18 protein-coding genes and 1 pseudogene are annotated in these 23,178 nt (G+C 36.3%); 11 read left to right on the top strand and 8 right to left on the bottom strand.

Annotated elements, in window-relative coordinates:
- Positions 1-2: 2 nt before the first annotated feature.
- From AC0N32_RS19295 to AC0N32_RS19265, 7 genes are all read left to right on the top strand, one after another.
- Positions 3-2,654 (top strand): glycoside hydrolase family 3 N-terminal domain-containing protein, encoded by a 2,652-nt coding sequence (locus tag AC0N32_RS19295; protein WP_476395466.1) that lies wholly within the window; start codon positions 3-5, stop codon positions 2,652-2,654.
- 171 nt (positions 2,655-2,825) lie between these two features.
- Complete coding sequence (locus AC0N32_RS19290; protein ID WP_476395465.1) at positions 2,826-3,836, top strand: DUF5700 domain-containing putative Zn-dependent protease; 1,011 nt, start codon at positions 2,826-2,828, stop codon at positions 3,834-3,836.
- 215 nt (positions 3,837-4,051) lie between these two features.
- On the top strand, positions 4,052-5,362 hold the full coding sequence (locus AC0N32_RS19285) for a PQQ-dependent sugar dehydrogenase (RefSeq protein ID WP_476395464.1): 1,311 nt from the start codon (positions 4,052-4,054) through the stop codon (positions 5,360-5,362).
- 95 nt (positions 5,363-5,457) lie between these two features.
- The gene (locus tag AC0N32_RS19280) at positions 5,458-5,721 is read left to right on the top strand and encodes a hypothetical protein (RefSeq protein ID WP_476395463.1); all 264 of its coding nucleotides are present in this window, start codon (positions 5,458-5,460) and stop codon (positions 5,719-5,721) included.
- A 174-nt stretch (positions 5,722-5,895) separates the two neighbouring features.
- Positions 5,896-7,284 (top strand): dihydrolipoyl dehydrogenase, encoded by a 1,389-nt coding sequence (gene lpdA / locus AC0N32_RS19275; protein WP_476395462.1) that lies wholly within the window; start codon positions 5,896-5,898, stop codon positions 7,282-7,284.
- Positions 7,285-7,421: 137 nt separating this feature from the next.
- Positions 7,422-8,036: a PH domain-containing protein gene (locus AC0N32_RS19270; protein ID WP_476395461.1), complete on the top strand. Its 615-nt coding sequence runs from the start codon at positions 7,422-7,424 to the stop codon at positions 8,034-8,036.
- Between the two features lie 146 nt (positions 8,037-8,182).
- Positions 8,183-8,980: a patatin-like phospholipase family protein gene (locus AC0N32_RS19265; RefSeq protein WP_476395460.1), complete on the top strand. Its 798-nt coding sequence runs from the start codon at positions 8,183-8,185 to the stop codon at positions 8,978-8,980.
- A 32-nt stretch (positions 8,981-9,012) separates the two neighbouring features.
- Here the strand turns inward: AC0N32_RS19265 and AC0N32_RS19260 are convergent, their stop codons facing one another.
- From AC0N32_RS19260 to AC0N32_RS19250, 3 genes are all read right to left on the bottom strand, one after another.
- Positions 9,013-9,450 (bottom strand): hypothetical protein, encoded by a 438-nt coding sequence (locus tag AC0N32_RS19260; RefSeq protein WP_476395459.1) that lies wholly within the window; start codon positions 9,448-9,450, stop codon positions 9,013-9,015.
- A gap of 50 nt (positions 9,451-9,500) precedes the next feature.
- Complete coding sequence (locus AC0N32_RS19255; protein ID WP_476395458.1) at positions 9,501-10,220, bottom strand: ABC transporter ATP-binding protein; 720 nt, start codon at positions 10,218-10,220, stop codon at positions 9,501-9,503.
- A gap of 82 nt (positions 10,221-10,302) precedes the next feature.
- Complete coding sequence (locus AC0N32_RS19250; RefSeq protein WP_476395457.1) at positions 10,303-10,833, bottom strand: hypothetical protein; 531 nt, start codon at positions 10,831-10,833, stop codon at positions 10,303-10,305.
- Positions 10,834-11,478: 645 nt separating this feature from the next.
- Between AC0N32_RS19250 and AC0N32_RS19245 the strand changes: the two genes are divergently transcribed.
- Entirely contained in the window at positions 11,479-12,942 is a 1,464-nt protein-coding gene (locus tag AC0N32_RS19245) for an OmpA family protein (RefSeq protein WP_476395456.1), read from the top strand.
- Between the two features lie 103 nt (positions 12,943-13,045).
- Here the strand turns inward: AC0N32_RS19245 and AC0N32_RS19240 are convergent, their stop codons facing one another.
- The 5 genes from AC0N32_RS19240 to AC0N32_RS19220 form a co-directional block, all read right to left on the bottom strand.
- Complete coding sequence (locus AC0N32_RS19240; RefSeq protein WP_476395455.1) at positions 13,046-13,906, bottom strand: thiopeptide-type bacteriocin biosynthesis protein; 861 nt, start codon at positions 13,904-13,906, stop codon at positions 13,046-13,048.
- A 6-nt stretch (positions 13,907-13,912) separates the two neighbouring features.
- Positions 13,913-16,096 (bottom strand): lantibiotic dehydratase family protein, encoded by a 2,184-nt coding sequence (locus tag AC0N32_RS19235; RefSeq protein WP_476395454.1) that lies wholly within the window; start codon positions 16,094-16,096, stop codon positions 13,913-13,915.
- 2 nt (positions 16,097-16,098) lie between these two features.
- Positions 16,099-18,348 carry a CocE/NonD family hydrolase gene (locus AC0N32_RS19230; RefSeq protein ID WP_476395453.1) on the bottom strand — a complete coding sequence of 750 codons (2,250 nt, stop codon included), beginning with the start codon at positions 18,346-18,348 and terminating at the stop codon, positions 16,099-16,101.
- Between the two features lie 27 nt (positions 18,349-18,375).
- Positions 18,376-18,615 carry a hypothetical protein gene (locus AC0N32_RS19225; protein ID WP_476395452.1) on the bottom strand — a complete coding sequence of 80 codons (240 nt, stop codon included), beginning with the start codon at positions 18,613-18,615 and terminating at the stop codon, positions 18,376-18,378.
- 116 nt (positions 18,616-18,731) lie between these two features.
- On the bottom strand, positions 18,732-20,474 hold the full coding sequence (locus AC0N32_RS19220; protein ID WP_476395451.1) for a helix-turn-helix domain-containing protein: 1,743 nt from the start codon (positions 20,472-20,474) through the stop codon (positions 18,732-18,734).
- 300 nt (positions 20,475-20,774) lie between these two features.
- Between AC0N32_RS19220 and AC0N32_RS19215 the strand changes: the two genes are divergently transcribed.
- The 3 genes and pseudogenes from AC0N32_RS19215 to AC0N32_RS19205 all read left to right on the top strand — a co-directional run.
- Positions 20,775-21,038, top strand: coding sequence for a bacteriocin-like protein (locus AC0N32_RS19215; RefSeq protein ID WP_476395450.1), 264 nt, complete (start codon positions 20,775-20,777; stop codon positions 21,036-21,038).
- Between the two features lie 62 nt (positions 21,039-21,100).
- A complete protein-coding gene (locus tag AC0N32_RS19210; RefSeq protein ID WP_476395449.1) occupies positions 21,101-22,519 on the top strand; it encodes a TlpA family protein disulfide reductase in 1,419 nt (472 codons plus the stop codon).
- A 66-nt stretch (positions 22,520-22,585) separates the two neighbouring features.
- Positions 22,586-23,178 (top strand): annotated as a pseudogene (locus AC0N32_RS19205) (ABC transporter permease); the annotation flags it as partial.

The raw sequence follows: 23,178 nt of genomic DNA, 5'->3' as shown, positions 1-23,178 counted from the left end.
AGATGAGATTAAAATTAATTGGGATTTCATTATTGTGTTTTGTTTATATTTCTGCACAAAAACCATTATACAAAGATCCGAAGCAGCCTGTGGAAAAGAGAATTCAGGATTTGCTCAAAAGAATGACGCCCGAAGAAAAATTCTGGCAATGCTTTATGATTCCGGGAGATCTGGATCATGTTCCCAAAGACCAGTATGCACATGGTATTTTCGGTTTACAGGTAAGTGCCGGAAACCGAGGAGGCGGTGCTGCAGGACAAATGCTGACTTATAACGCCAGTGAAAATGCAGAAAGATTAGCTAAAAAGATCAATTCGATTCAGAAATATTTTGTAGAAGAATCCCGGTTGGGAATTCCCATTATTTCTTTTGATGAAGCTTTGCATGGTTTGATGAGGGAGGGTGCGACTGCTTTTCCTCAGGCCATCGGTTTGTCGGCCACATTTAATCCTGAACTGATGAAAGAAGTGTCTGGTGTGATTGCCAAAGAATCAAAACTGAGAGGAATCCGCCAGATTTTGACACCGGTTGTGAATCTTGCCAGCGACGTAAGGTGGGGAAGAACCGAAGAAACGTATGGTGAAGATCCGTTTCTGACTTCCGTAATGGGAGTTAATTTTGTCAGTTCCTTTGAAAGCCAGGGAATTATTACGACCCCTAAACATTTTTTAGCGAATGTAGGGGAAGGAGGAAGAGATTCGTACCCGATTCACTGGAGTAAAAGATATCTTGAGGAAACACATCTTGTTCCTTTTGAAAAGGCCTTTCATGACGGGAAAAGCCGCTCGGTAATGACTTCCTATAATTTGTTGGACGGAAGACCTTCAACTGCCAATCACTGGCTGCTGACCGAAAAGTTGAAGAATGAATGGGATTTTAAAGGCTTTGTCATCAGCGATGCCAGCGCAGTTGGTGGTGCCAATGTCCTGCATTTTACGGCAAAAGATTATGACGATGCTTCTGCACAGGCTATGAATGCAGGCCTTGATGTGATTTTTCAGACTGAATATCAACATTACAAGCTCTTCATGCCGCCGTTTCTGGACGGTAGAATTTCACAGCAGAGAATTGATGATGCGGTGGCACGGGTTTTACGGGCGAAATTCGAGTTAGGACTGTTTGAAAATCCTTATGTTTCCGATAAAGAGATTGAAGAATTAAAGAAAATTAATCATAAATCTTTGGCTGAGAAAGCAGCCGCAGAATCTTTTGTTCTTCTTCAGAACAACAACAAAACACTTCCGGTTTCTGAAAATTACAGGAAAATTTTGGTGGTGGGAACCGACGCTGTTGATGCAAGACTGGGCGGATATTCAGGGCCTGGAAACAAAAAAATCAGTATCCTTGACGGGATAAAAAACTTTGTTAAAAATAAGAATGTTGAAATCGTTTATTCAAAGGGAATTGACTGGAATTTGCAGAAATTTGCAACGGTTCCTCCTGAGTTTTTATCTTCCGGAAATCAGAAAGGATTAAAAGGGAATTATTTTTCCAATCCGGATCTGAAAGGTAATCCTGTCTTTGAAAAACAGGATGAAAAGGTGAATTTTAAATGGACTTTATATTCCCCGGATCCTGAAAAGCTGCAGCCTGACAATTACAGCATTCGTTGGATCGGAAAACTACAGGCTCCGGATTCCGGACGTTACCAGCTTGGATTAAGAGGAAATGACGGTTTCAGATTGTTTTTAAATGGAAAATTACTGATCGATCATTGGGAAAAGCTGAGCTATTCAACCCAAACGGTGGATATTGATTTTGTGAAAGAAAAACAATACGATATTACTGTAGAATTCCATGAAAACCGTGGTGAAGCAAACATTGAGCTGATATGGAATTATGGTGTCAATGACGGGCAGAAAGAATTTAATAATGCTTTAAAGCTTGCTCAAACTGCGGATTACATCATCGTAACGGCCGGAATTCATGAAGGGGAATTTCAGGATCGCTCTTCTTTAAGCCTTCCGGGAAACCAGGAATTATTTATCCATGAAATTTCCAAATTAAATAAACCGACCGCGGTGGTTTTAATTGGTGGTTCAGCCATAAAAACGACGGATTGGAAAGATAAAGTCGGAGCCATTTTAGATGTCTGGTATCCGGGCGAAGAAGGCGGAAATGCGGTCGCAAAAGTTCTTTTCGGGGCTGAAAATCCATCGGGGAAATTGCCGATCACCTTTCCGGTAGAGGAAGGACAGCTTCCATTATCGTACAATCATCACCCGACGGGAAGAGGAAATGATTATTATGATCTGAGTGGTGAGCCGCTGTATCCTTTTGGTTTCGGGCTAAGCTATACGACTTTCGAAATTTCCGATTTACATTTAAATCAAACACATTTTAAGGCAAATGAAACGATGACTGCGACAGTCAATGTAAAAAATACAGGTTCAAAAGCGGGTAGTGAAGTGGTGCAGCTGTATGTAAAGGATCTGCTGGCTTCGGTTTCAAGGCCGGTGATTGAACTGAAAGGATTTAAAAAAGTGTATTTAAGGCCGGGAGAATCGAAGCAGGTTACCATTGAGGTTCCGGTGAAAGGCCTGCAGTTTTTAGATGAGAAAATGAACTGGATTGTTGAAAAGGGAACCTACAGGATTTTTGTAGGAAATTCCTCAAAAAACCTTCCGCTGAAACAGAATATCGAGGTGGAATAATTTACTGTTAATCATTTCAGGTTTATGCACGGATAATGTGTTTGTGTTCCTTATTTAATTATATTTGCCGCGTTATTCAGAATTATAAATAATGATAAAGCAGCTACTTTTAATAATTTGCATTTTCCAGGCCTCTCAGTTCGTGTATGCACAGAAATTTGACGATTCTGCATGTTGGGAATATTTGAGAAAACGGATAAATTGAGAAAAGATGTACCGGTTGATCCTTCGGAATGGAAGCATTTAATGAAAAATGAAGCCATACAGGTTTATCTTAAAGACCAGGGGGTTGACAGCGTCTATATCGATAACTACAGGAAAATCATGGAAACGGTCTATATGCCAAAGAATGAGGCGAAACTTCAGCAAAGGCTCAAAGACCCGTATAACAACTGGTGGACGTACATCATCAACGAATACAAGATCAATGAAGATAAGATGAAAGCTTACCTTAAGAGCATTGAACAAAACCCGGAACAATATCTTGATCTATCGTACCAGTACACATATCAGATGCTGCCAAAAAAAGATCATCAGAAAGCACCGGAATATAAAATCACGATTATCCCGATACACAACGATGCACATGTAGAAAAAGGATGGATGATCTTTACTTTAATGGCGGCTTATTTTAATGATGTTAATAAAAAAGGGGTGCTCGGAGGACATGAATTCCATCATGTGCTGCGTCCACGAATGGATTTTGATGTGGATCAGGAAGATCTTGTCATCGTCAGTATGCTGCAAAGGATTCTGAATGAAGGATCGGCAGATCTCGTCGATAAAAGATACCAGGGTGAAGATGCCAAAAATTTGCTTGAATTTCAACGCGGACATCCCGAAAGCTTTCTTGCTGACGGTTACAAAACGGTAAAAAATATTGATTCGTTACTCTCTGTTAAACCTCTGGAGAAATCCCAGCTTAAGTTGAACAAGTTGTTTAAAGGCTGGAATACAAGCGGGCATATCCCTGGATATTATATGGCCAACATGATTGAGAAGGCAGGGTATAAGAAACAATTGGTAAAACATATTCAGGATCCGTTCAATTTCGTATATCTGTATAACAAAGCAGCCAGGAAGGTTCCGGGGGCTTATGTAATTTCTGATGCAACCATCGCCGTAATAGAAGACCTGGACAAAAAATACAGACCTAAATCGCATATTGTGCGGCATCAGTGAAAGTAAAAACATATTATTTCCTGAAAATAAATTAAACACATTGAAATTTAAATTAAACATTGCAGATCGTTGTATTTGCGATGTTCCTTTTATAAGGTGTTTTGGTCTGATCTGTTTCATGATGAAGTTTTTAAACCGATAAGGTTATTAAATAGTATACTGTCTTTAAGGAACGGTTTTTGTAAAACTGTTATCAACCATTATCACTAAAATCTATGAAAAATTATCTTTTACCTGCTTTTGCAATGATCTTTTTCAGCTGCAAAGAAAATAAAAACGGGAGTGCCGCAACCGGAAAAGTGGTTGTTACAGAAACGGATACCTTAAAGTTGCCTGCTCCCGACGAGAAAAATTCTAAAAATAAATTCAGCAATGTAATCGGCTGGCCTGAAGGTAAAACTCCTGTCGCACCGGAAGGATTTACTGTCACCCGTTTTGCCGACAATATAAAAAGTCCCAGAAATATGATTCAGGCTGAAAACGGGGATATTTTTGTCGTTCTTTCCAACTCGGAACGTTCGGCAACTGAAAAAGTAAAAAATGACATCAGCGGAAAAAGTGATGCTGAGGTCGGAGGAAAATCGGCCAACAGGATCATCCTGTATCGCGATGCCAATAAAGACGGCATTCCTGAATCGTCTTCCGTATTCCTGGATAAGCTCAATCAGCCTTACGGCATGCTTATTATCAAAGATAAATTTTACGTTGCCAATACCGATGGACTTTGGGTTTATCCCTATAAAACAGGGCAGACAAAAATTACTGACCCTGGGAAGAAGATCGTAAGCCTTCCGGCCGGAGGATACAATAACCATTGGACGAGGAATTTAATAGCCAACAAAGACCAGTCTAAAATTTATATCAGCGTGGGATCGGGCAGTAACGTCGGAGAAAACGGAATGGAAAACGAGGTACGCAGGGCCAATATTCTTGAAGTAAACCCGGACGGAAGCGGGGAGAAAGTTTACGCAGCGGGTCTTAGAAATCCCGTAGGCATGAGCTGGAACCCGGTTACCGGCGAATTGTGGACTGTCGTCAACGAAAGAGATGAGCTTGGCGATGAGCTGGTTCCCGATTATCTTACCAGCGTAAAACAGAATGCTTTCTATGGCTGGCCGTATGCTTATTTCGGGAAAAATGAAGATCCGAGAAGAAAGGGTGAAAAACCGGATCTTGTAGCCAGAACAATTGTTCCTGATGTTCCGCTGGGAAGCCACACCGCATCTTTAGGACTCACCTTCTATACCGGGAATCAGTTCCCTGAGAAATATAAAAACGGTGCTTTTATAGGGCAGCACGGATCATGGAACCGTTCTTCACTGGTCGGGTATCAGGTAGCATTCGTACCTTTTGCCAATGGAAAAGCTTCTGCACCTTATCAGCCTTTTCTTACCGGATTTATCGCCAATGAAGCCAAAGGAGATGTCTATGGAAGACCTGTAGGAGTTCTTCAGATTGCTGACGGATCCCTGTTAGTGGCTGACGATGTAAGCGGAGTGGTGTGGAGAGTAGCCTATAAAAAGTGAATAATCTGTAAAAGCTGCTGATTTGTTTTTGGTATGAAATATGTAAATAACTATTTAAACCGGAATGATTCAGATCATTCAAAAAATAGAATGTCATGAAAAAGTTTTTTATATCAGCAATTTTGATAGTAGGTTTATCATCAACTGCATTTTCGCAAAGACGTCCGCCTGCTCCGCCACACCCTTCAAAGAGCCAGCTTTATAATGATAAGGCCAGGGAACTTGATAAGAAGTACAATGAGGAAAAGAGAATGATCCTCAATCATCCGCTGGCGACCAAAAAAATGAAGAACGATCAGCTTAAAGCTCTGAATGAAAGATACAGAAACGAAAAAAGACTGCTCAGAGCAGCAAGATAAATTCATTATTGATAAAAATATCTTTATTTCGAAAACAAAAACACAGATAAAAGAGAATGCTCAGGCGTTCTCTTTTTTTGTTGGATTAACTCTTTTCCTAAGATCTCAGTTACACCGCAAGAAACGCGGAACATCCAATATTTTTCCTTAAATTCGCATAAAAATTTTAAACTAATGAATTACGATATTATTGTCATCGGAAGTGGTCCCGGTGGATATGTTACTGCAATCAGAGCGGCACAATTGGGTTTCAAAACCGCAATTATCGAGAAAGAAAGCTTAGGAGGGATCTGCCTGAACTGGGGATGTATTCCTACGAAAGCTTTGCTGAAGTCTGCTCAGGTTTTTCATTATATTAATCACGCGGAAGATTACGGCTTAAATAAAGTGGAAGGTAGTTTTGAATTTCCAAACGTTATTCAGAGGAGCCGTGGGGTAGCCAACAAAATGAGCAAAGGAATCGAGTTCTTAATGAAAAAGAATAAGATCGATGTTATTTTAGGAACCGCTAAAATTCAGAAAGGTAAAAAAGTTTCCGTTACTGATAAGGACGGAAAAGTAACCGAATATACAGGAACGCACATTATCATCGCGACAGGTGCCCGTTCAAGAGAATTGCCGAACCTTCCTCAGGATGGTAAAAAAGTAATAGGATACAGACAGGCATTATCTCTTCCTGAGCAGCCGAAATCGATGATCGTTGTAGGTTCCGGAGCAATTGGGGTAGAGTTTGCCGATTTCTACAACACCATGGGAACTAAAGTTACCGTAGTGGAATTCATGCCGAACATCGTTCCGGTAGAAGATGAAGAAATCTCTAAACATTTAGAGAAATCTTTGAAGAAGTCAGGAATCGAGATTATGACCAACGCATCTGTAGAAAGTGTGGATACCAGCGGTGAAGGCGTAAAAGCTACCGTAAAAACTGCAAAAGGAAACATCACTCTGGAAGCTGATATATTATTGTCTGCGGTAGGTATCGCCGCCAATATCGAGAACATCGGTCTTGAAGAAGTAGGAATCCAGACCGATAAAGGAAGAGTTTTGGTAAACGAATGGTACGAAACGTCAGTTCCCGGATATTACGCGATCGGGGATCTTATTCCGACTCAGGCTCTGGCGCACGTTGCTTCAGCTGAAGGAATTACCTGTGTGGAAAAAATCAAGGGGATGCATGTTGAGAAAATCGATTACGGCAATATTCCGGGATGTACATACTGCCACCCAGAAGTAGCTTCCGTAGGTCTTACCGAAAAACAGGCTAAGGAAAAAGGATACGAAATCAAAGTGGGAAAATTCCCTCTTTCTGCCAGTGGAAAAGCTACAGCCAATGGAAATACTGATGGTTTCATCAAAGTAATTTTCGACGCTAAATATGGCGAGTGGCTAGGATGTCATATGATTGGTGAAGGCGTTACCGATATGGTTGCAGAAGCCGTTGTTGCGAGAAAACTGGAAACTACCGGTCACGAGATCATTAAATCAATTCACCCGCACCCAACGGTATCAGAAGCCATTATGGAAGCTGCAGCCGCGGCTTATGGTGAAGTGATTCATATTTAATAAACGGCAGACGTTTTAGATAGTTTAAACCACAGATTTTGTCTGTGGTTTTTCTTTTTCATAAACGGTTTTTCTTTTTATCACTTATTTTCTTAATTTTATTCAGTTAACAAAATACAAACAAATAAAAATAAATTATGTTCAAAAAATTAGCTGCAGAAGCTTTAGGATTAGGAGATATCGGTAAAATCATTCCTTCTCAGGATTACGATAAAGTAGATTCTGATGATTATATCTTATCGGAAGACCACGAAAAGATTTTCTTCCTCATCAAATCAAAAAGAGACGAATACTGTTTCACCAACCGGGCATTGATTCATATTGACGGTGCGAGCGCCCTTGATAAAAAAAGAGTATTGAGAAGATACGAATATTATCAGTTCCCTTTTTCAAATATTGCTTTGCAGACGGCAGGAACCATCGATCTGGATGTTGAAATTTCCTTCAATATCGGCAATGTCCCGTTGATGATCAGCGTGACGAAAAGCCAGATCGATCAGCTGAAAGATCTCTACAAAGCACTTCTGGCCATTCAGCAGGTAGTGCATCACAACCAGTCGCTGCTTAATTTTTCAAATGACAGTTTGCAGAAGGCGATCACGACCGTCGCATCCGGAAAGCAGGAGAATGTTTCAAAAAGCCAGGAATTAAGAACGATTAATGAATATATTTTCGCCTGGAATACCACCAGTTTTGATAAGTATATCCAGAAAGATTTTTCAAAGGTTTTCGAGAAATATATTAATAACTAAGACGATCATAAATTACAAGAGCCCGGTACTGCCGGGCTTCTTTTATGATAATTTATTTAGTAAATCACCTCCTGGTTCATTGCTATTTAACAAAAATTTAGTAAAAACAGACATTCTAATTTGTGGTATTTTCTTACATTTATTCAATGAATTTTGAGAAAATCGGACTTGTTTTATCAGGCGGCGGTACAAAGGGGATCGCACACGCCGGAGTTTTAAAATTTCTGAAGGAAAAAGATATTGAAATCGATGTGCTGTCCTGTTGCAGTGCAGGTTCCATTGTGGGTTCGATGTATGCCGTAGGAAAATCTCCTGAAGACATCCTGGAATTCTTTAATTCAGTGTATTTTTTCAATTGGAAACACTTCGCCTTCAATCAGCCGGGATTGGTTTCTTCTGTGATTTTCAGGAATTATCTCAATCCGATTTTCGGAGATATGAAGCTGAGTGATCTGGATAAAGAAGTGAAAATTGTTGCCACTGAACTGGTAAACGGAACGGAGAAGATTTTTGATCAGGATTTTAAAGTAGTGGATGCCATTATTGCTTCCTGTTCGATACCGGGAATCACGACACCTTATATCATTAATGATGAAATGTATTGCGATGGAGGCGTGCTGAATAACTTTCCGGCCGATATCATCAGGGATGAGTGTGATAAACTTATCGGAGTTTTTGTTTCTCCGCCACATGATATTAAAATCGATGACCTCAAATCCATCAAATCCATTGTTTCCAGATCCTACGATTTACTTTCATACAGAATAGAGAAAATAAAATTCGAGTATTGCGATTGGTTTATTTCTTCTCAGGAACTTTCTACCTACGGGACTTTTGAAAGAAGAAAAGACCGTTTGGAAAAAATATTCCAGATCGGATATGAAGCGGCAAAAGAAAGTTTTGATGAAAGCAGCTTTTACCTTGCCAGACAATCCGGTGCATAAAAAAACTCTCACTTTAAATGAGAGTTTTTTTATTAATTTTTTACGACGATTCCGTCCTGATTCACCACTGTTTTTCCGTCCTGGTCTTCTACGGTAAGGGTATAGGGGGCTTTCTTCGGAGAGTCGGTAAGATAATTTCTCCAGACTTTATAGGTATATCCTTCATTGTGGAACTCAAAATAATAATTCCCGCCGGATCCGTCCTGAATAAGCTCTCCGTCGCTGATGATCATACTCGGTTTTGAGGTGATCTTACCTTTTGCCGGCCAAGATTGGTAAAGGTAATTGCCGTTGGGCTGTTTATCAATCCTTATTTTAAACTTTTGCGTTTTGATAATGACTGATTTCGGAACCTGTTGTGTAATTTCGGCTTTAGGGCCTTCATGGTGCTTTACGTCATGGGTACTGTTAGCACAGATCATGCTGATGTTCGCCATACAGACTGCTGCCACTAGAATCTTTTTAATCATTATGATAATGTTTGTGGTTGGTTTGAAATGTGCATCAAATTTAAAGCCAATTAAAGATCCGTTTCAGCGGGTTCCGACTGGGTATAAAAAGCAAATGCCTTTTCAAGATTTTCGAATTTGCCTTTGAACTCTCCGATAGGGCAATCCTGAAGAATATTTCCTTTATGAATAAGAATCACGCGTGAGCAGAGTGCTTCCACTTCCTGCATGATGTGGGTGGAAAGCAATACCGTTTTCTGCTGACCGATTTCCTTCACCACATTTCTGATTTCAATAATCTGATTAGGATCCAGACCGTTGGTGGGTTCATCCAGAATCAGCAGATCCGGTTGGTGAATGATGGCTTGGGCAAGTCCGACTCTTTGTTTATATCCTTTAGAAAGTTGCCCTATCTTTTTTGATTTTTCAGGAGTTATCCCTACGAGTTCTATTACTTCATCTACTCTGGATGCCGGGATTTTGTGAATATCGGCAACGAAATGAAGGTATTCTTTTACAAACATCTCAAGGTAAAGCGGGTTGTTTTCCGGCAGGAAACCTATATTCTTTTTGCTTTCTATTTCTGCTTCGGTAATGTTTTTACCATTGAAAATTATTTCTCCTTCATCAATTTTTAAGGCTCCCACGATTGATTTCATTAAGGTAGATTTTCCGGCACCATTGGGGCCAAGAAGTCCGATGATTTCGTTTTTATCGATGGAGATGTTGATGTTGTTCAGTGCAGTCTGTTCACCGAATTTTTTGGTTAAATTGTTTATTTGAAGAGACATAATTATGAATGATCTTTTTGCAAAAATAAAAATAAAAAAGCTCATTCGTTGAATGAGCCCGGTTAATATTTTTTATAATTGATTATTTCTTTGCTTTTCTTTCCGAATTGGAAGTTTTGGACGATGCATTACCATTATTCGTGACTTCAGGTTTTTCGTACTGTGACATCTTTCCGTTTGTTCTTCCGAAGATTTTATCCACCTGCTTTTTGTTGAGAAACTGGGATTTTCCTACATATTTTCTGTTTTTGTTGATGTACTGGATAAACTGAACCGTAGGCTGTCCGAAGTTTCTCTCAAAATGAAGTTCAACAATGTCATTGGGAAGTTCAAGGATGATATTGCTGGAAGGCAGGTCTACAAAGCCGTTTATGATCAGCTCATACAACCCCGATACATCTTTATTGAGATTCTGGAATGAGAAAGACCGGAATGTATTGAGATTAGCGGTATTAAGGTCCTGGTAATTGATGGTAAATTTGTCGTCCTTTTTATATAAACCTACGGAATTATCTTTACCGATTTCCACTACACTTTCATTTTTCAGCACTTTAATTTGTGAGAAGGCCGAGATCCCTAACAAACATGTAAATAGTAGAATTATTTTTCTCATAAGGCGATTTTAATGCTTTTTTAAATTTGATGGTCTGTAAATACAAACGAAAAAACAATTTTTATATTTCCTCTGAGCAAATGTAAAAAAAAAAATCCACTTCTATTTCTCGCAAACCTATTCAATGCATATATGTGAGGGATATTGAGTAATGGCATATTTATAATCAATTCATTCATTTTTGAAATCATAAACATTTATTATGCAGATTAAATAATCATGAACTTTAATTTTAACAGAAATTAATATTAGACCGTTCAATAATTGTTAAAGTGATCTACTGTTTACCTAATCCTTAGAAAAGTATTTTTTAAACTTTTGTTTTTACTTTAGAGAATCAAATACTGTAATAATCGTCTTTGGTAGTTTAATTTTAAGCTTAAAAAGCATTTAGATTTAAATGTCGAAAAAATTAATATGTATTGCATAATATTTGTATAAATCACTGATATGCAAACCAATTTAGGTACCATACTTTTAAAATTTCCGACCTTTCAACAGCTTACTTACCCCTTATAAATGGCCCTTAAACCGATGAATGGTATAATAATTGAATAATGATGAGCACAAGCTGAAACATTAAAATCAAATCTTTTTTGAAAAATAATTAACAGCTTCTCTTAAAGAAACATTAAAAAAAAGAATATGAAATCAAAACTATCAATCTTATCGTTGGCAATCGCATTACCCACATGCCTTTTTGCCCAGGATTCGCTTCAGGTGATGAACAATACGCAATATCCTAATACCTTTTCTTCAGGATCTGCCGATGTACAGCCATTCACAAATTCTTCAAAAAGATTCAATGACTGGTCAATTTCATTCGGTGCTGGTGTTCCTTTAATGCAGAGCGCGGATCTTATTTCTATTAAAACCAGTAAAAATGCTGGAAAAGATCTGTTTGGTTATTCAGCTTATGTAAGTGTTGATAAAGCAATTACTCATGCATTCGGTTTAAAATTACAATACGACCGTGGTGAAACAAGACAGGGATATTTCAATACAAAAGATGCGGCACCTGCAAATGCTTCGGCTAATATGCAATACGGAGCAAGAACACAATACGATGCGATCTCTATTTTAGGAGATATCAATTTCTCAAACTTACTAAGAAGAGTTGACAATAAGTCGCCATTCAGATGGGCGTTACACGGATATGCAGGTATCGGTACTTTAGCATACAGAGCTTATCTTAAAGATGAAACCGGGCAAAGAATGACCAAGGAGGTTAAACCATTTAAGTTCGGATCTTTATTCGGTCAGGCGGGAGCCGGTTTAAAATATAAGATCAGCAACCGATTAGATCTTGAAGGAAGAGTAATGTATGTGGTAACTACCGATGATACCTTTGATGGTGGAGGTAATAACAATAGTGTCATCAACAGGAGAAACAATAAGAGTTCCGATAACTTCATCAATACTACTTTAGGTCTTACTGTAAACTTAGGAAAACATGAATCTCATTTGATGTGGCATGATCCTTTACAGGAAGCTTATTACAAGATAAATGTATTAGAATCAAAAATCACGGATCTTGTAGTTTGTAAAAACGGAGATGCTGATAATGACGGCGTTTGCGACGATTGGGACAGACAGCTTGATACTCCTGCAGGAGCAAGAGTTGACGGATCTGGTGTAGCCTTAGATGTTGATTTAGACGGCGTAATCGATCTTTACGATAAATGTGTAACCGTTCCGGGAAGCGTTGAGAACAACGGATGTCCTGACCAGGCGCAAGGCCAGGGAGCTGTTGCTGAAACAGAAACAAAACTTGAAGGAATTGAGTTCGATCTTAATTCAGACAGAATCTTGCCTTCAAATACGCCAATCTTAAATAATGCGGTAAGCTACATCAATTCATCAGACGGTTCGTACACTGTTGTAGGAGCTACCGATACAAGAGGAACGGATGCTTACAACCAGAAATTATCTGAGAAAAGAGCAACGAACGTAAAAAACTATCTTATTCAGAACGGAGTACAGTCTGGTAAGCTTGATGCTATGGGTAATGGTAAAAGAGACCTTAAATACCCTGAGTGCGACCCGGCTTCAAAATGTCCTGAATGGAAAAACCGAGCTAATAGAAGAGTGTATTTTAAAGCAAAATAAATTATAATAACTTCTAATGAAGGGCTGCCATTTATATGGCAGCCTTTTTCATTTCAAAACCAAAAGAATGGCTTCAGGAACGATTTGAATTTTGAGTGAACGATCATATCAGCTTTTCTGTTGAATAACTTTTAAATAACAGGGTTTTGTAATATCTCACCATATAATCATAGATAATCATTTCAAATACACGCTGACTAGAAATGTAATGCCTGTTTATATTCATGTGAAACAGGCTTTGAAAAAAAGACCGTTTTTGGTCTTCAGAAATATTTTTTTGTAGATCCGTAATAATTGCTAGCGGACTTTTCATCCTTTGAATATAAACAGAAATTTCGTTCCTTTCTTTAAGATATTCGTCATTACATAAAAAGCCCGAAAGCTTTTGCTTAATGATTCTGTACTTCTTATCCAACTGCCGGTTCAGATTTTTATCGGCATAAAATTCTATTTTGAATCCGGTATTAAACTCATTGATCCATTCTGACTTTTTTAAAATATTAAGATCTATTAAATTGAGAATCTGATCTATAAAGTAAATATTCGTAATGATTTTTTCTTCATCATTATAATCAAGAAAATTCAAAACAAACTCGCTATTGATATGAAATAATGTTTCTGCTTCTTCAATCGTCCTGTATCCATATCTTTCGACTTCCCTTTGATAAGAATCGATCACCAAATTTGATATTTCTCCACTGTCCGTAAATGGCTGTAATAAAATATTGATTTGGTTAAGTATTTCTGTATAATATTTTGATTCAGAAACTCTTAAGCGAATCCTTAAATGAGTTTTAGGATCCTGATACCGTATGAAAAACCATTTCAGGATAAACTTTTTCTCCATTAAATCTTCGACTAAGGGTTTTATCGCGTCTATTAAGACTAAATCTGCTGTTTTTATACCTGTATAAATTTTAAAATAGAGCCATTCACTTCCAGGGGTAAATATTCTTTTATTCATGGTGTCTTATTTTTTTCGGTGAAGCGCAAAGATAAATTCTCTCTTGAATTCATCGTTCCGATCATATAAATACTCTTCAATCTGTATTGATTTTTCACTTTTGACAGTGGTTAAGAAAAGCTTTACCATATCATAATTTTCAAGGTTGAATGGTAAAATATGATCAGATTTCACCCATTGCACCCACTGAGGAATTTGGTGTGAACTTCTCCAGGATCCGAATTCTGCTAATAATTTACCGGCATTATCCATCAGGTGTTCCATTGGATGACTATCTTTATGTGTGATCTTCCATTTAGCTTTTGATACGATTATATTTTCGTATTCAACTCTGGGTAAGAATTTATATAAAGTATTTAATCCTCCCCAGTCAAAATACAATGCCTTCCTGCATCCTTGGGCTTGCAAATCACAAATGAAGTTATAAAGCGGCAGTGTGTTGTTCTCATAATTATGGGCATTACTTAGATAAGGCATTACCTCTCTATTAAGCTTTTTGGATCGCAAAATAACCTTATCATCTTTTACTGAAACCAATAAGTCTTCTATTGGGATTTGTTGTGATTCGGGTAAAACAGATTGAGCCAGATAAGGTATTTCGTAATTTCGCAAATGGGGCCTCCGGATTACATTCCCAACCCTTGATTCGGGTAAATGAATGATTTCCGCTACAAGATGGTTGTTTTGTAATTCTTCTTCTTTATCGGCAATTTCTTTTGTAAAATGATGCACTTTTGATTTTTCTGAACAAAATCGTCCTAAAAGCTGAGTAGCACTACTTCCTCCACAGCTGCTTATAAATAACTTCCGGCAATTTTCGATGGAAAGATATTCTGCCATTACTGATATCGTTGGTGGTAGATCGTGCCAGTTGTCATTCAATTCATCAAGATCTTGGTCTGAAATATTTATTGTAAAATGATTGTTTCGCATTGCATCTTGTACCTTCTCATTAAGTAGCATTTGAAAAGGACTTAAAATGCAATGGAAATTCTGATCTTTTTTCTTTTTTGAAAATATATTAATATCATCTAAATACTCATGGATACCTTGTGATGTTTGCGGTCCGTAACCGATGCCTATTTCGGTATCCATGATATATGAGAGGGGCATCTCACGGGTGCCAAACCGCTCTGAAAATTGTTTTTTGAAAATATCTAAGTAAATCTCACGATTTTTTGCTGTGATCTTATTTAAAAAACGTATTCCTCTTTCGATATCCTTTTGATGGTTTTCTTGCAGAGAAAAATCACCGTCAAGATAAGAATCCGTCTGGAAAAGATACTTCTTGTCATAATCTTTGACTAAGGTTTTAATTAAATTCTCAATGACTTCATAGGTTTGCTTGGTATTTCCTGTGTTTTGGTCAACATCATTAAGTTTATTCTTTATTTCCAGAAGTATATGAAGTTCTTCTTTTGCTTCTACTGATTTTAGTATAGAAATAATGCTGTCAAGATAATCTTTTCCGGAAACATTGGGTTCCAGTATGCTGACCAAAACCTGGTTTTCGATCAGCTCATCAACGAATTGCCTGGCTTCGTCGTATGATATTTCTGGCTCCATCAGGAAATCCGATATCTCTTTAATTGTTCTTCCATTTTTGGAAAAATGTATTATTGCCGATAATTCTCCGGTGAGTTCGGCGGAGGAGATGATGTATTCTCTTTTATTATTGACAAAATTGTATTCTACATATCTTATTCTCTTTCCGACTTTATAAATACTGTTATTTGGAAAATATAAAAGTTTTTCTTTGATCTTTTTGTTGCTTTCTAAAGTTTTGGCTAGCGAGGCTAAAAAAAGCATATCAAGCTTCGTATCTCTTATTATTGTATTTTGCAAGGAAGGCTGATATTGGTCAGTGGTGAATTTACCTATTCCGACAGCAGCAAATAACCCAAATGGAGTACATCTGGAACTCATCCTGCTGTAATATTTTATAATAGAATTCCTGAACCTTTGATTGGAATGAACCTTTCGGGATGCGCAGAGATATTGTGTCAGCTCGTTATAAAGATCGGGAGAGGCAAGATGTATTGCTTCCTGAAAAGCAGAATCACTGCAGACGTTATTAAAATCCTGATCCGATAAGTGAGGACCGGTTAGTTTTCGTACAAAATTTTGATGTGAAAAAGTGGGACTACGAAATACAAACTCATTAAAAAAAATATAGGGAAACTGAGACATTATTATTTTTCTTTAAAAACAGGTATTTCTATATAACTGTCATTGTACCATTTTACTTCGAGTGGTTTTTTTGCATCTTTTATCGTCTCTTCACTAACGTCTTTCCCGGTACCATAGTTGATTTGTACATCAGGGTTTTTTCTTACTCCCAAGATGACAATGAGTTTACTTCCTCTATTTATTTTCCGACTGGTAAAAAATGTATTATGAACAGGAATTTTCTCTATGGTATCAGGTTTCAATAATTTTCTTCTGGTATTGTCCTTTGCATAGCTTGCCCTGGCAAAATATTCGTGTGAAAGTTTAAAGTATTGGCCATTGGAGAGCTTTTCATACATCGTCATGGTAATATCCATATCTTTTTTGTTGATGGCAGCTTTTAAAGTTCCGGTAAAGCTTCCGTTTATTTCAAACGGAGTATTAAAGATCTCACTTTCAAAAACAAACTTATCTTTCAAGTCGCCGGCAAAAATAATGCTGTCGAGTACTTTTTCACTGTCAAAATTTGTCAGTGTATCTTCTCTTTTTGAAAAATCTATTTTTTGTAAAATATAATTTTTCTTGGGTTTAACGGTTTGTAATTTTGACTCATTTAAAAATAATTTCAGTCTTTGATTACTGATCTTATCAATATTTTCGGCGCTTTTCCACTGATTGGAACCCATGATCTGATAGTTTACTTTATTTTTCAAAAACTCAGGTTTTTTCTTTCCCTTTAAAATAAAATCAAACCACTGATAAGAGATGTTTTCTATATTAATGTTGGCTACTGAGTCTATTTTGTACCCTTTGTATTCTTCGTCTACGCCAGAGACTACCCCGCTGTGGCTGTAGGGTCCTATTACAAGGTAATGGTTGGCTTTTTTATTATGTTTTAGATGTTCATTATAATAATACAGGGCACCTCTTTGGTCTGCATCATAATATCCCGTAAATGTAAGAACAGGAATGTTAATTTTAGAATAATCTCTTTTATGAGGAATTTTAGATTGCCAATATTTATCAAAAGACGGATGTTTCAGCCATTTCTGAAAAACAGAATTTTTCTGGCCATATATGCTGTCCAGTCTATTAAATGCTACTCCGCTTTTATAGTATGTATTGTATATTGAAATCCACTTTTTTTCATCATTAAAGGTATCACTATCTGTATTTTTTTTGGCAAAGGCCAGCCATCTTAGCATGTAAGGGCTGAAACAATTGTTGTACATCGGAAAATCAATTCCAAAGCCTACAGACGCGGAAGGAATGATTGTTTTAAGAGAAGGATGTAGATTTTTGGACGCTGCCCATTGGCTGAATCCGTCATAACTTCCCCCGATCATACCTACTTTGCCATTGCTCCAGGATTGCTTTACGATCCAGTCTATTACCTCGTTTACATCTTCAATTTCAAACTCAAAGGGAGATAGCTGACTGCTGCTTAAATATATTCCCCTGCTATAAGCGATAACAATATTGTAGCCTCTTTCGGCATTTATTTTTGCCGTATTCAGGTGATATTGTGTTTTACGCAAATATGTCGTAAACTGTAGAATACTCGGAAGTGGCTGTTCTATTTTTTTTGATCTTACATAATGAAGGCTGATTTCATTGCCTTTTTTTGTTTTTATAACAATACTATCTGCAATAGTAAAATCATTATTTTCCAGTTTTTTCAATAACGGTAAAGCAATGGGAAAGGTTTCTTCCACAAGTTTATAGTAATTATAATGCCGGCTCAGCATCATGGCATCTTTAATCGATATGCTGTCGTCAACAATACCTTCTTTTAAAATTCTCTCGACTTCATTTTTATTAAATCCGTCTTTATATTTAAAAGAATCTGGAACAAACATTTTTGATATAAGTGGAAGTTCAGTGTATTTTTTTTCAAATATTTGGGTATATTTAGATGTGAAATCCTCTTTTGTAGTTTGCGCTTTTTTAGCTAAAGCATACATTTCAAATTGAATTCCTGCGATTAATGAATATTCGGGATATGATTTTTTATAAATGTTACGGATTTGTTTGATTATTTTTAAAGCTTCATCATACTTTTTGTCAACAATGAGAAATCTCACGTAATTGTCGAAATATTTAAGCGAATCTGATTGCTTATAATTGGCAATAAGCTCCTTGTTGAGTAACAGGAGCTTGCTTTCAAATGCTGGATTTTCGAGTTCTATTTTCTTAAAATACAGCTTTTGCGAAAAACAAAATGATAAAGCCAGTAAAAATAAAAAGCTTAAAAATCTTTTTTTTCTTTTCATTTAATCAATAATGATATTCATTTCAAATTATTTGGGACGTGTTTTAGTTGCGCCATCGCTTCCGCTGCTTCCGTTATCACCATCTAAAATGACGACAGGTGGTAGTTGTGAGATGTTTTTTGTAGGGCATTTGTTGCTGGTCGCGGTAGTATCGCCATTTGTTTTTGTATCAACATCACCATTATCGCCTCCTCTGATGACATTTAATCTGGTAATCTGTATCTTCTTGAGAGAAAGCTTTTTTCCGATTTCTTGTTGTTTGTTCATTGTTTTATAAGATTTTAATTGCGCCGCAAATAAACTTCTAATTTTTGAAATTATCATAAATTTCATTGTCGAAATTGATAAATATCGTATTCTTTTTAAATTGTTTAGATTGATAGTCAGGTATTTGTATTCTTCTTTTCATTTATGATTTTGATATAATAAGAGGGAAGGGTACCGGTAATTTTTTTAAATGCATTTGAAAAAGATTCTGAAGTATTGAAGCCTATTTCTTCAGCTATTGCCGAAATAGTATACTTTCTCAGTCGCTCATTGGCCTGTAATTCCGGTATGATATAATGGATGCGTAATTCATTCAGATATTGGGAGAAATTTTTACCTTTCAGTTCGTTCACCGATTTAGAAAGATAGTCGCGATTGGTTTCAAGCTCTTTGGCCAGACTTTCTACTGTAATGTTCTTTTTTAAGAATCCTTTTCGTATTTCGAATTCATCAAGTTTTGTCTGTATATCCTGCAGTATACCGGCAGGAATTCCATTTTTCACTTTTTCTTCTTCAGGTTTCATCGTATGCAGTATAGCCAACTCTTCGGTTTTCATTTCCTCAGAATAATGACCCTTTGGTTTTGCCAGTAAAATTTCAGCCTGCTTTTGATAGGCTTTGATCTTATTTCTGTTTTTGAAGAATAAAAATAGTAAGATAAAAATGATGAATATACCGAAAAGTAATCCTATGTAGAGGGCGGAGGTTTTATTGTTGAGATCGTTGATGAGCTCTTCCTTTTGTTCTAAAAGAATAGGAGTATCGTACTTTTTATAGATTTCTTTTGATAGATATTGTTTGCTTTTGTTGATGAAATCATCTGCGAAAAAAAGTTTGTCAATATATTTGAGCTGGTTTTCCTTATCACCAGTTTTTTTATAATAATCAATTAATATCTCATATCCATCTCTTGTGATAGGATAAAACTCTTTTGAAAATGCAAGTACTGAATCTGCTTTTATAAAATATTTTACTGCTTTTTCTTCCTTTTTTATATCATAATTTATTTTACCAAGAAAATAATAGGTGATAGCAAGATTTCCGTAATCATTGTTCTTGCTAAAGCTTTTTTCAGCTTTAAGATGATTTTCTTCAGCCTTTGAATAATTTTTCAGATAATAATTAGCAATACCGGTTCCTGAGATAAAATACGGATAGTGTGTATAATCATTGAAGCGTCTGCACTCAGCAATTCCAAGATTAATGTAGGATAATGCTTTCTTGTATTCTTTGTTTTTATTATAGCAGTTCGCCAAAGAGAATATGGATCCTATGTAGCTTTTAACATCCTTGTCCCCAGATTGAAGTTTGTTTTTCTGATAAATATAGTACTCATGGAAAAGAGGCAAAGCTTCTTCGTTCTCTTCAGTAGCCGTTTTTAAAATCCCTATTAATTTCTTCAGATAATAAAACTGATCGTTGTTTTTATTCTTAGAAAGTTTCTGAGCGAGAATATACTGATCTAAAGCTTTTGCATATTCCCATTCGTAGTTGTACAGAATCCCTTTAATAATGTATGCTTTTGCCGGGTAATCTTTGTCATTGAGATCTTTGGTGAGGTGTATCAAAGAATCAGCAAAAACATGCCCGTTCTCAGATTTAAGGCCTTTGGTGTGGGCAATTTTATAATATCCTTCATATATATAAGGCTTATTATTTTCCTGCTTACTTTTTAATAAAATGACGTTTGCATACAGCTCAGCCTTGTCATTATCTATTCTGAAAACTTTATCATATGATTTTTTTAGCTGCTCATAGTTTTTTGTCTTTAAGGAGTCCGGGATATGAAAATGATTTATACTCTGCGAAAAGAAGCTCTGAAAGCTAAAAATTAAAAAGATATAATAAAATCTAACCATTGTGAATTATGAACTGCAAAAATACATCTTTTCAAATTTTATCAATTAAATACTTTAAAAAACTTTTAGATAGCAGGATTTTTACCAAAACAGCATTCTACCGATCCGAAATTGATCAATTTCGAGGAGCCTAATTTGCAATTTCTGTTACACCACTTCAACTTTGCAACAACAAAAAAGAGATCTTTATTTTTTGTATGTGTACAGTACAAAAGGAATAAAGATAACAGGCTGATCAGCAAAACACCCATGTCAGGGATTATATGACAAAATTTATTTTTTAATTTTAATTACTAAACAATGAAAAATTTAAGAAAACTTTCGAGACATGAAATGAAAAATGTTGCAGGAGCAGGAACTTGTGCTCTTGTTGCCCACTATTCTGATGGTTCTGCAGGATTAATTCCATATACAGGCGGAATGACAATGAGCCAAGCACAGCAGGGTCAGGCTTACTTAAGCAGTAACCTACAAAATGGTGAAATAAACCAGTACGGTGCCAACAGCGTTACTTATTGTTGTGATTCTTGTAAGAAGTACGAAAGATTACAGGATTTATATTAAAAAATTTTTTGTGGACTGAATTTTAATTATTTTTCAGTCCACAATTTTATAACAATCTATTTATGAAACATCTGCTTATTTTATCTCTTATCTTCTCTTTTATTTCATGCAGCTCAAAAAATAATGATATAAAGTCTACTGTAGAAAATGACAATAAATTAAAAAATGACAGTGCTTTTATAAAAATCAATTTGAATAAAGGAGACTATCTGGGATTGAGAATCAGCAATGAGTTCTTAGAATCGGAACTTTTAGATAAGCTTGAGGATGGTCACACTATAAAAGTTCCAGTTAATGATGGGCTTTCTTACATTCACGTAGCGAAGGATTTAATGAATGATTCAGGAGTCTATCTTCAAAAAGGAGACCATATAGAAATATCATATCTGAACGGTAAATTTATCTTTAAACCACTCTCACAAAAAGAAAACCTTGGCGGACTAAATCTTTATAACGAGTATTACGCCTATGTAAAAACACAAAAGCCATTTGATGGAATTATTGCAGATAAAGGCATAGCAACTAAACAAAAGGATTTAACAAAGGTGCTGGAGCTTAATGACAAGCTTTATCAGGTAAGAGCGGATTTTATAAATCAATATGAAGAAAAAAATACCCTTGATAAGATTTACACCAATACATTTTTAAATCAATACAGATTCACAAAATTACGACTAGACTACTGGGATATCAAAGCTCTTGGCAACAGCCATCTTTTGGGAGAAAAGTATAGCGAGATTTTAAACTTCTTTAAGACAGAAAAAATACAGGCTGAGACACTTTCCCTTCTTTTTGAAATCATTATTGATTATCATAAAACCGTAGTGCCTGCTTCTGAAAGAAATGACAGAGCAAAGTTTGCAGAAGGTTTATTTAAAGCAATAAAAACTGATTTTTCCGTTAAAAATAGAGATATCCTTATCCTTCAATTGCTGCGTGCAGGAAGAAATAAAGATTTGTTGAACAGATTTTATATTGATTTTAAAAGCTTTTCGCAAAATGAGAATTTTGTCAGAAGAGCAGAACAAATTGTCTTTAAAAACTCAGAACAAAATTCTGTCACAACGAATGAAGATACTTTATTAAAAGATTCTGAAGGTAACAAATTTACCTTACAGGAGCTTGTAGCCAAGTATAAAGGAAATACAGTTTATATCGATTTTTGGGCGAGCTGGTGTGCTCCTTGCAGGCTGGAAATGCCAAAGTCAATGATAGCTTCGAAAAAATACACGAAGATTAAATTTATATATATATCAACGGATAAAAATGAAAATCAGTGGATGAGAGCTAATTCTAAAATTTTACAAAATTATGCCGACACTTATCTTTTGTTGAATGAAGACTCTGCAAAATTCATTAAAGAAATAAACCTTGGTACAATTCCCCGTCATATTATCATCAATTCCAATGGTGAATTATCTAATATCGATGCTCCCGGAGCAAATGATCCGCAGTTTGAAAATGTTTTAAATCAATATTAAAAAATTAGATCAAATTACTTACCATAACACATAATCAACTGATATAAACAAAAGTTCCGACGAGATATGAATTTAGATAAATTAATACATTATTTTAAAACTGACAGAAAAGAATTCTATTTTCAGTTCAATTCCCATCCGAATTATCCGTCAGCCCTGGCATTTAGCGACACGCTTAATTTTATGGGGGTCAGGAATGATGCCTATGAGCTGGATAAAGAATATTGGGATGAGCTTCCGGAAGAATTTATCGCTATTGTTGACAATAATTTTTCTTTGGTAAAAAAATCGGGAGGCCAGTATTCCATCTATTCTGATAAAGCACAAACGATAAGCAAAGAAGACCTTCATAAAAAATCTACGGATTTTGTGTTGCTGTTCGAAAAAGATCCGGCTTCCGTAAGATCGTTTACCGGCTACAAACCAATTTTGTATATAATTTTGGCCTTGATAGCGCTCTATTCCGTGTTAACACTAAGCTGGTATGGTGTGTTATTTAACATCCTCTCGCTGGCAGGGGTATATATTTCTCTTGAGATCTTCAACCAGAAATTCGGGAACACCTCTGCGGTGATCGGAAGTATCTGCGGTGATGTATCTGGAAATCAGGGTGCAAACTCTTGTAATAAGATCATTACCCAGGACAAAACCAGCATCTT

This window comes from Chryseobacterium endophyticum (assembly GCF_056333165.1).
Note: the sequence above shows the minus strand (reverse complement) of the source record. Positions and strands in the feature narration are given on the sequence as shown.

Bases quoted from the DNA above. Each gene is read 5' to 3' on its own strand.
- AC0N32_RS19295 (WP_476395466.1), top strand. From the start codon at position 3: ATGAGATTAAAATTAATTGGGATTTCATTATTGTGTTTTGTTTATATT.
- AC0N32_RS19290 (WP_476395465.1), top strand. From the start codon at position 2,826: ATGTTGGGAATATTTGAGAAAACGGATAAATTGAGAAAAGATGTACCG.
- AC0N32_RS19285 (WP_476395464.1), top strand. From the start codon at position 4,052: ATGAAAAATTATCTTTTACCTGCTTTTGCAATGATCTTTTTCAGCTGC.
- AC0N32_RS19280 (WP_476395463.1), top strand. From the start codon at position 5,458: ATGAAAAAGTTTTTTATATCAGCAATTTTGATAGTAGGTTTATCATCA.
- lpdA (WP_476395462.1), top strand. From the start codon at position 5,896: ATGAATTACGATATTATTGTCATCGGAAGTGGTCCCGGTGGATATGTT.
- AC0N32_RS19270 (WP_476395461.1), top strand. From the start codon at position 7,422: ATGTTCAAAAAATTAGCTGCAGAAGCTTTAGGATTAGGAGATATCGGT.
- AC0N32_RS19265 (WP_476395460.1), top strand. From the start codon at position 8,183: ATGAATTTTGAGAAAATCGGACTTGTTTTATCAGGCGGCGGTACAAAG.
- AC0N32_RS19260 (WP_476395459.1), bottom strand. From the start codon at position 9,450: ATGATTAAAAAGATTCTAGTGGCAGCAGTCTGTATGGCGAACATCAGC.
- AC0N32_RS19255 (WP_476395458.1), bottom strand. From the start codon at position 10,220: ATGTCTCTTCAAATAAACAATTTAACCAAAAAATTCGGTGAACAGACT.
- AC0N32_RS19250 (WP_476395457.1), bottom strand. From the start codon at position 10,833: ATGAGAAAAATAATTCTACTATTTACATGTTTGTTAGGGATCTCGGCC.
- AC0N32_RS19245 (WP_476395456.1), top strand. From the start codon at position 11,479: ATGAAATCAAAACTATCAATCTTATCGTTGGCAATCGCATTACCCACA.
- AC0N32_RS19240 (WP_476395455.1), bottom strand. From the start codon at position 13,906: ATGAATAAAAGAATATTTACCCCTGGAAGTGAATGGCTCTATTTTAAA.
- AC0N32_RS19235 (WP_476395454.1), bottom strand. From the start codon at position 16,096: ATGTCTCAGTTTCCCTATATTTTTTTTAATGAGTTTGTATTTCGTAGT.
- AC0N32_RS19230 (WP_476395453.1), bottom strand. From the start codon at position 18,348: ATGAAAAGAAAAAAAAGATTTTTAAGCTTTTTATTTTTACTGGCTTTA.
- AC0N32_RS19225 (WP_476395452.1), bottom strand. From the start codon at position 18,615: ATGAACAAACAACAAGAAATCGGAAAAAAGCTTTCTCTCAAGAAGATA.
- AC0N32_RS19220 (WP_476395451.1), bottom strand. From the start codon at position 20,474: ATGGTTAGATTTTATTATATCTTTTTAATTTTTAGCTTTCAGAGCTTC.
- AC0N32_RS19215 (WP_476395450.1), top strand. From the start codon at position 20,775: ATGAAAAATTTAAGAAAACTTTCGAGACATGAAATGAAAAATGTTGCA.
- AC0N32_RS19210 (WP_476395449.1), top strand. From the start codon at position 21,101: ATGAAACATCTGCTTATTTTATCTCTTATCTTCTCTTTTATTTCATGC.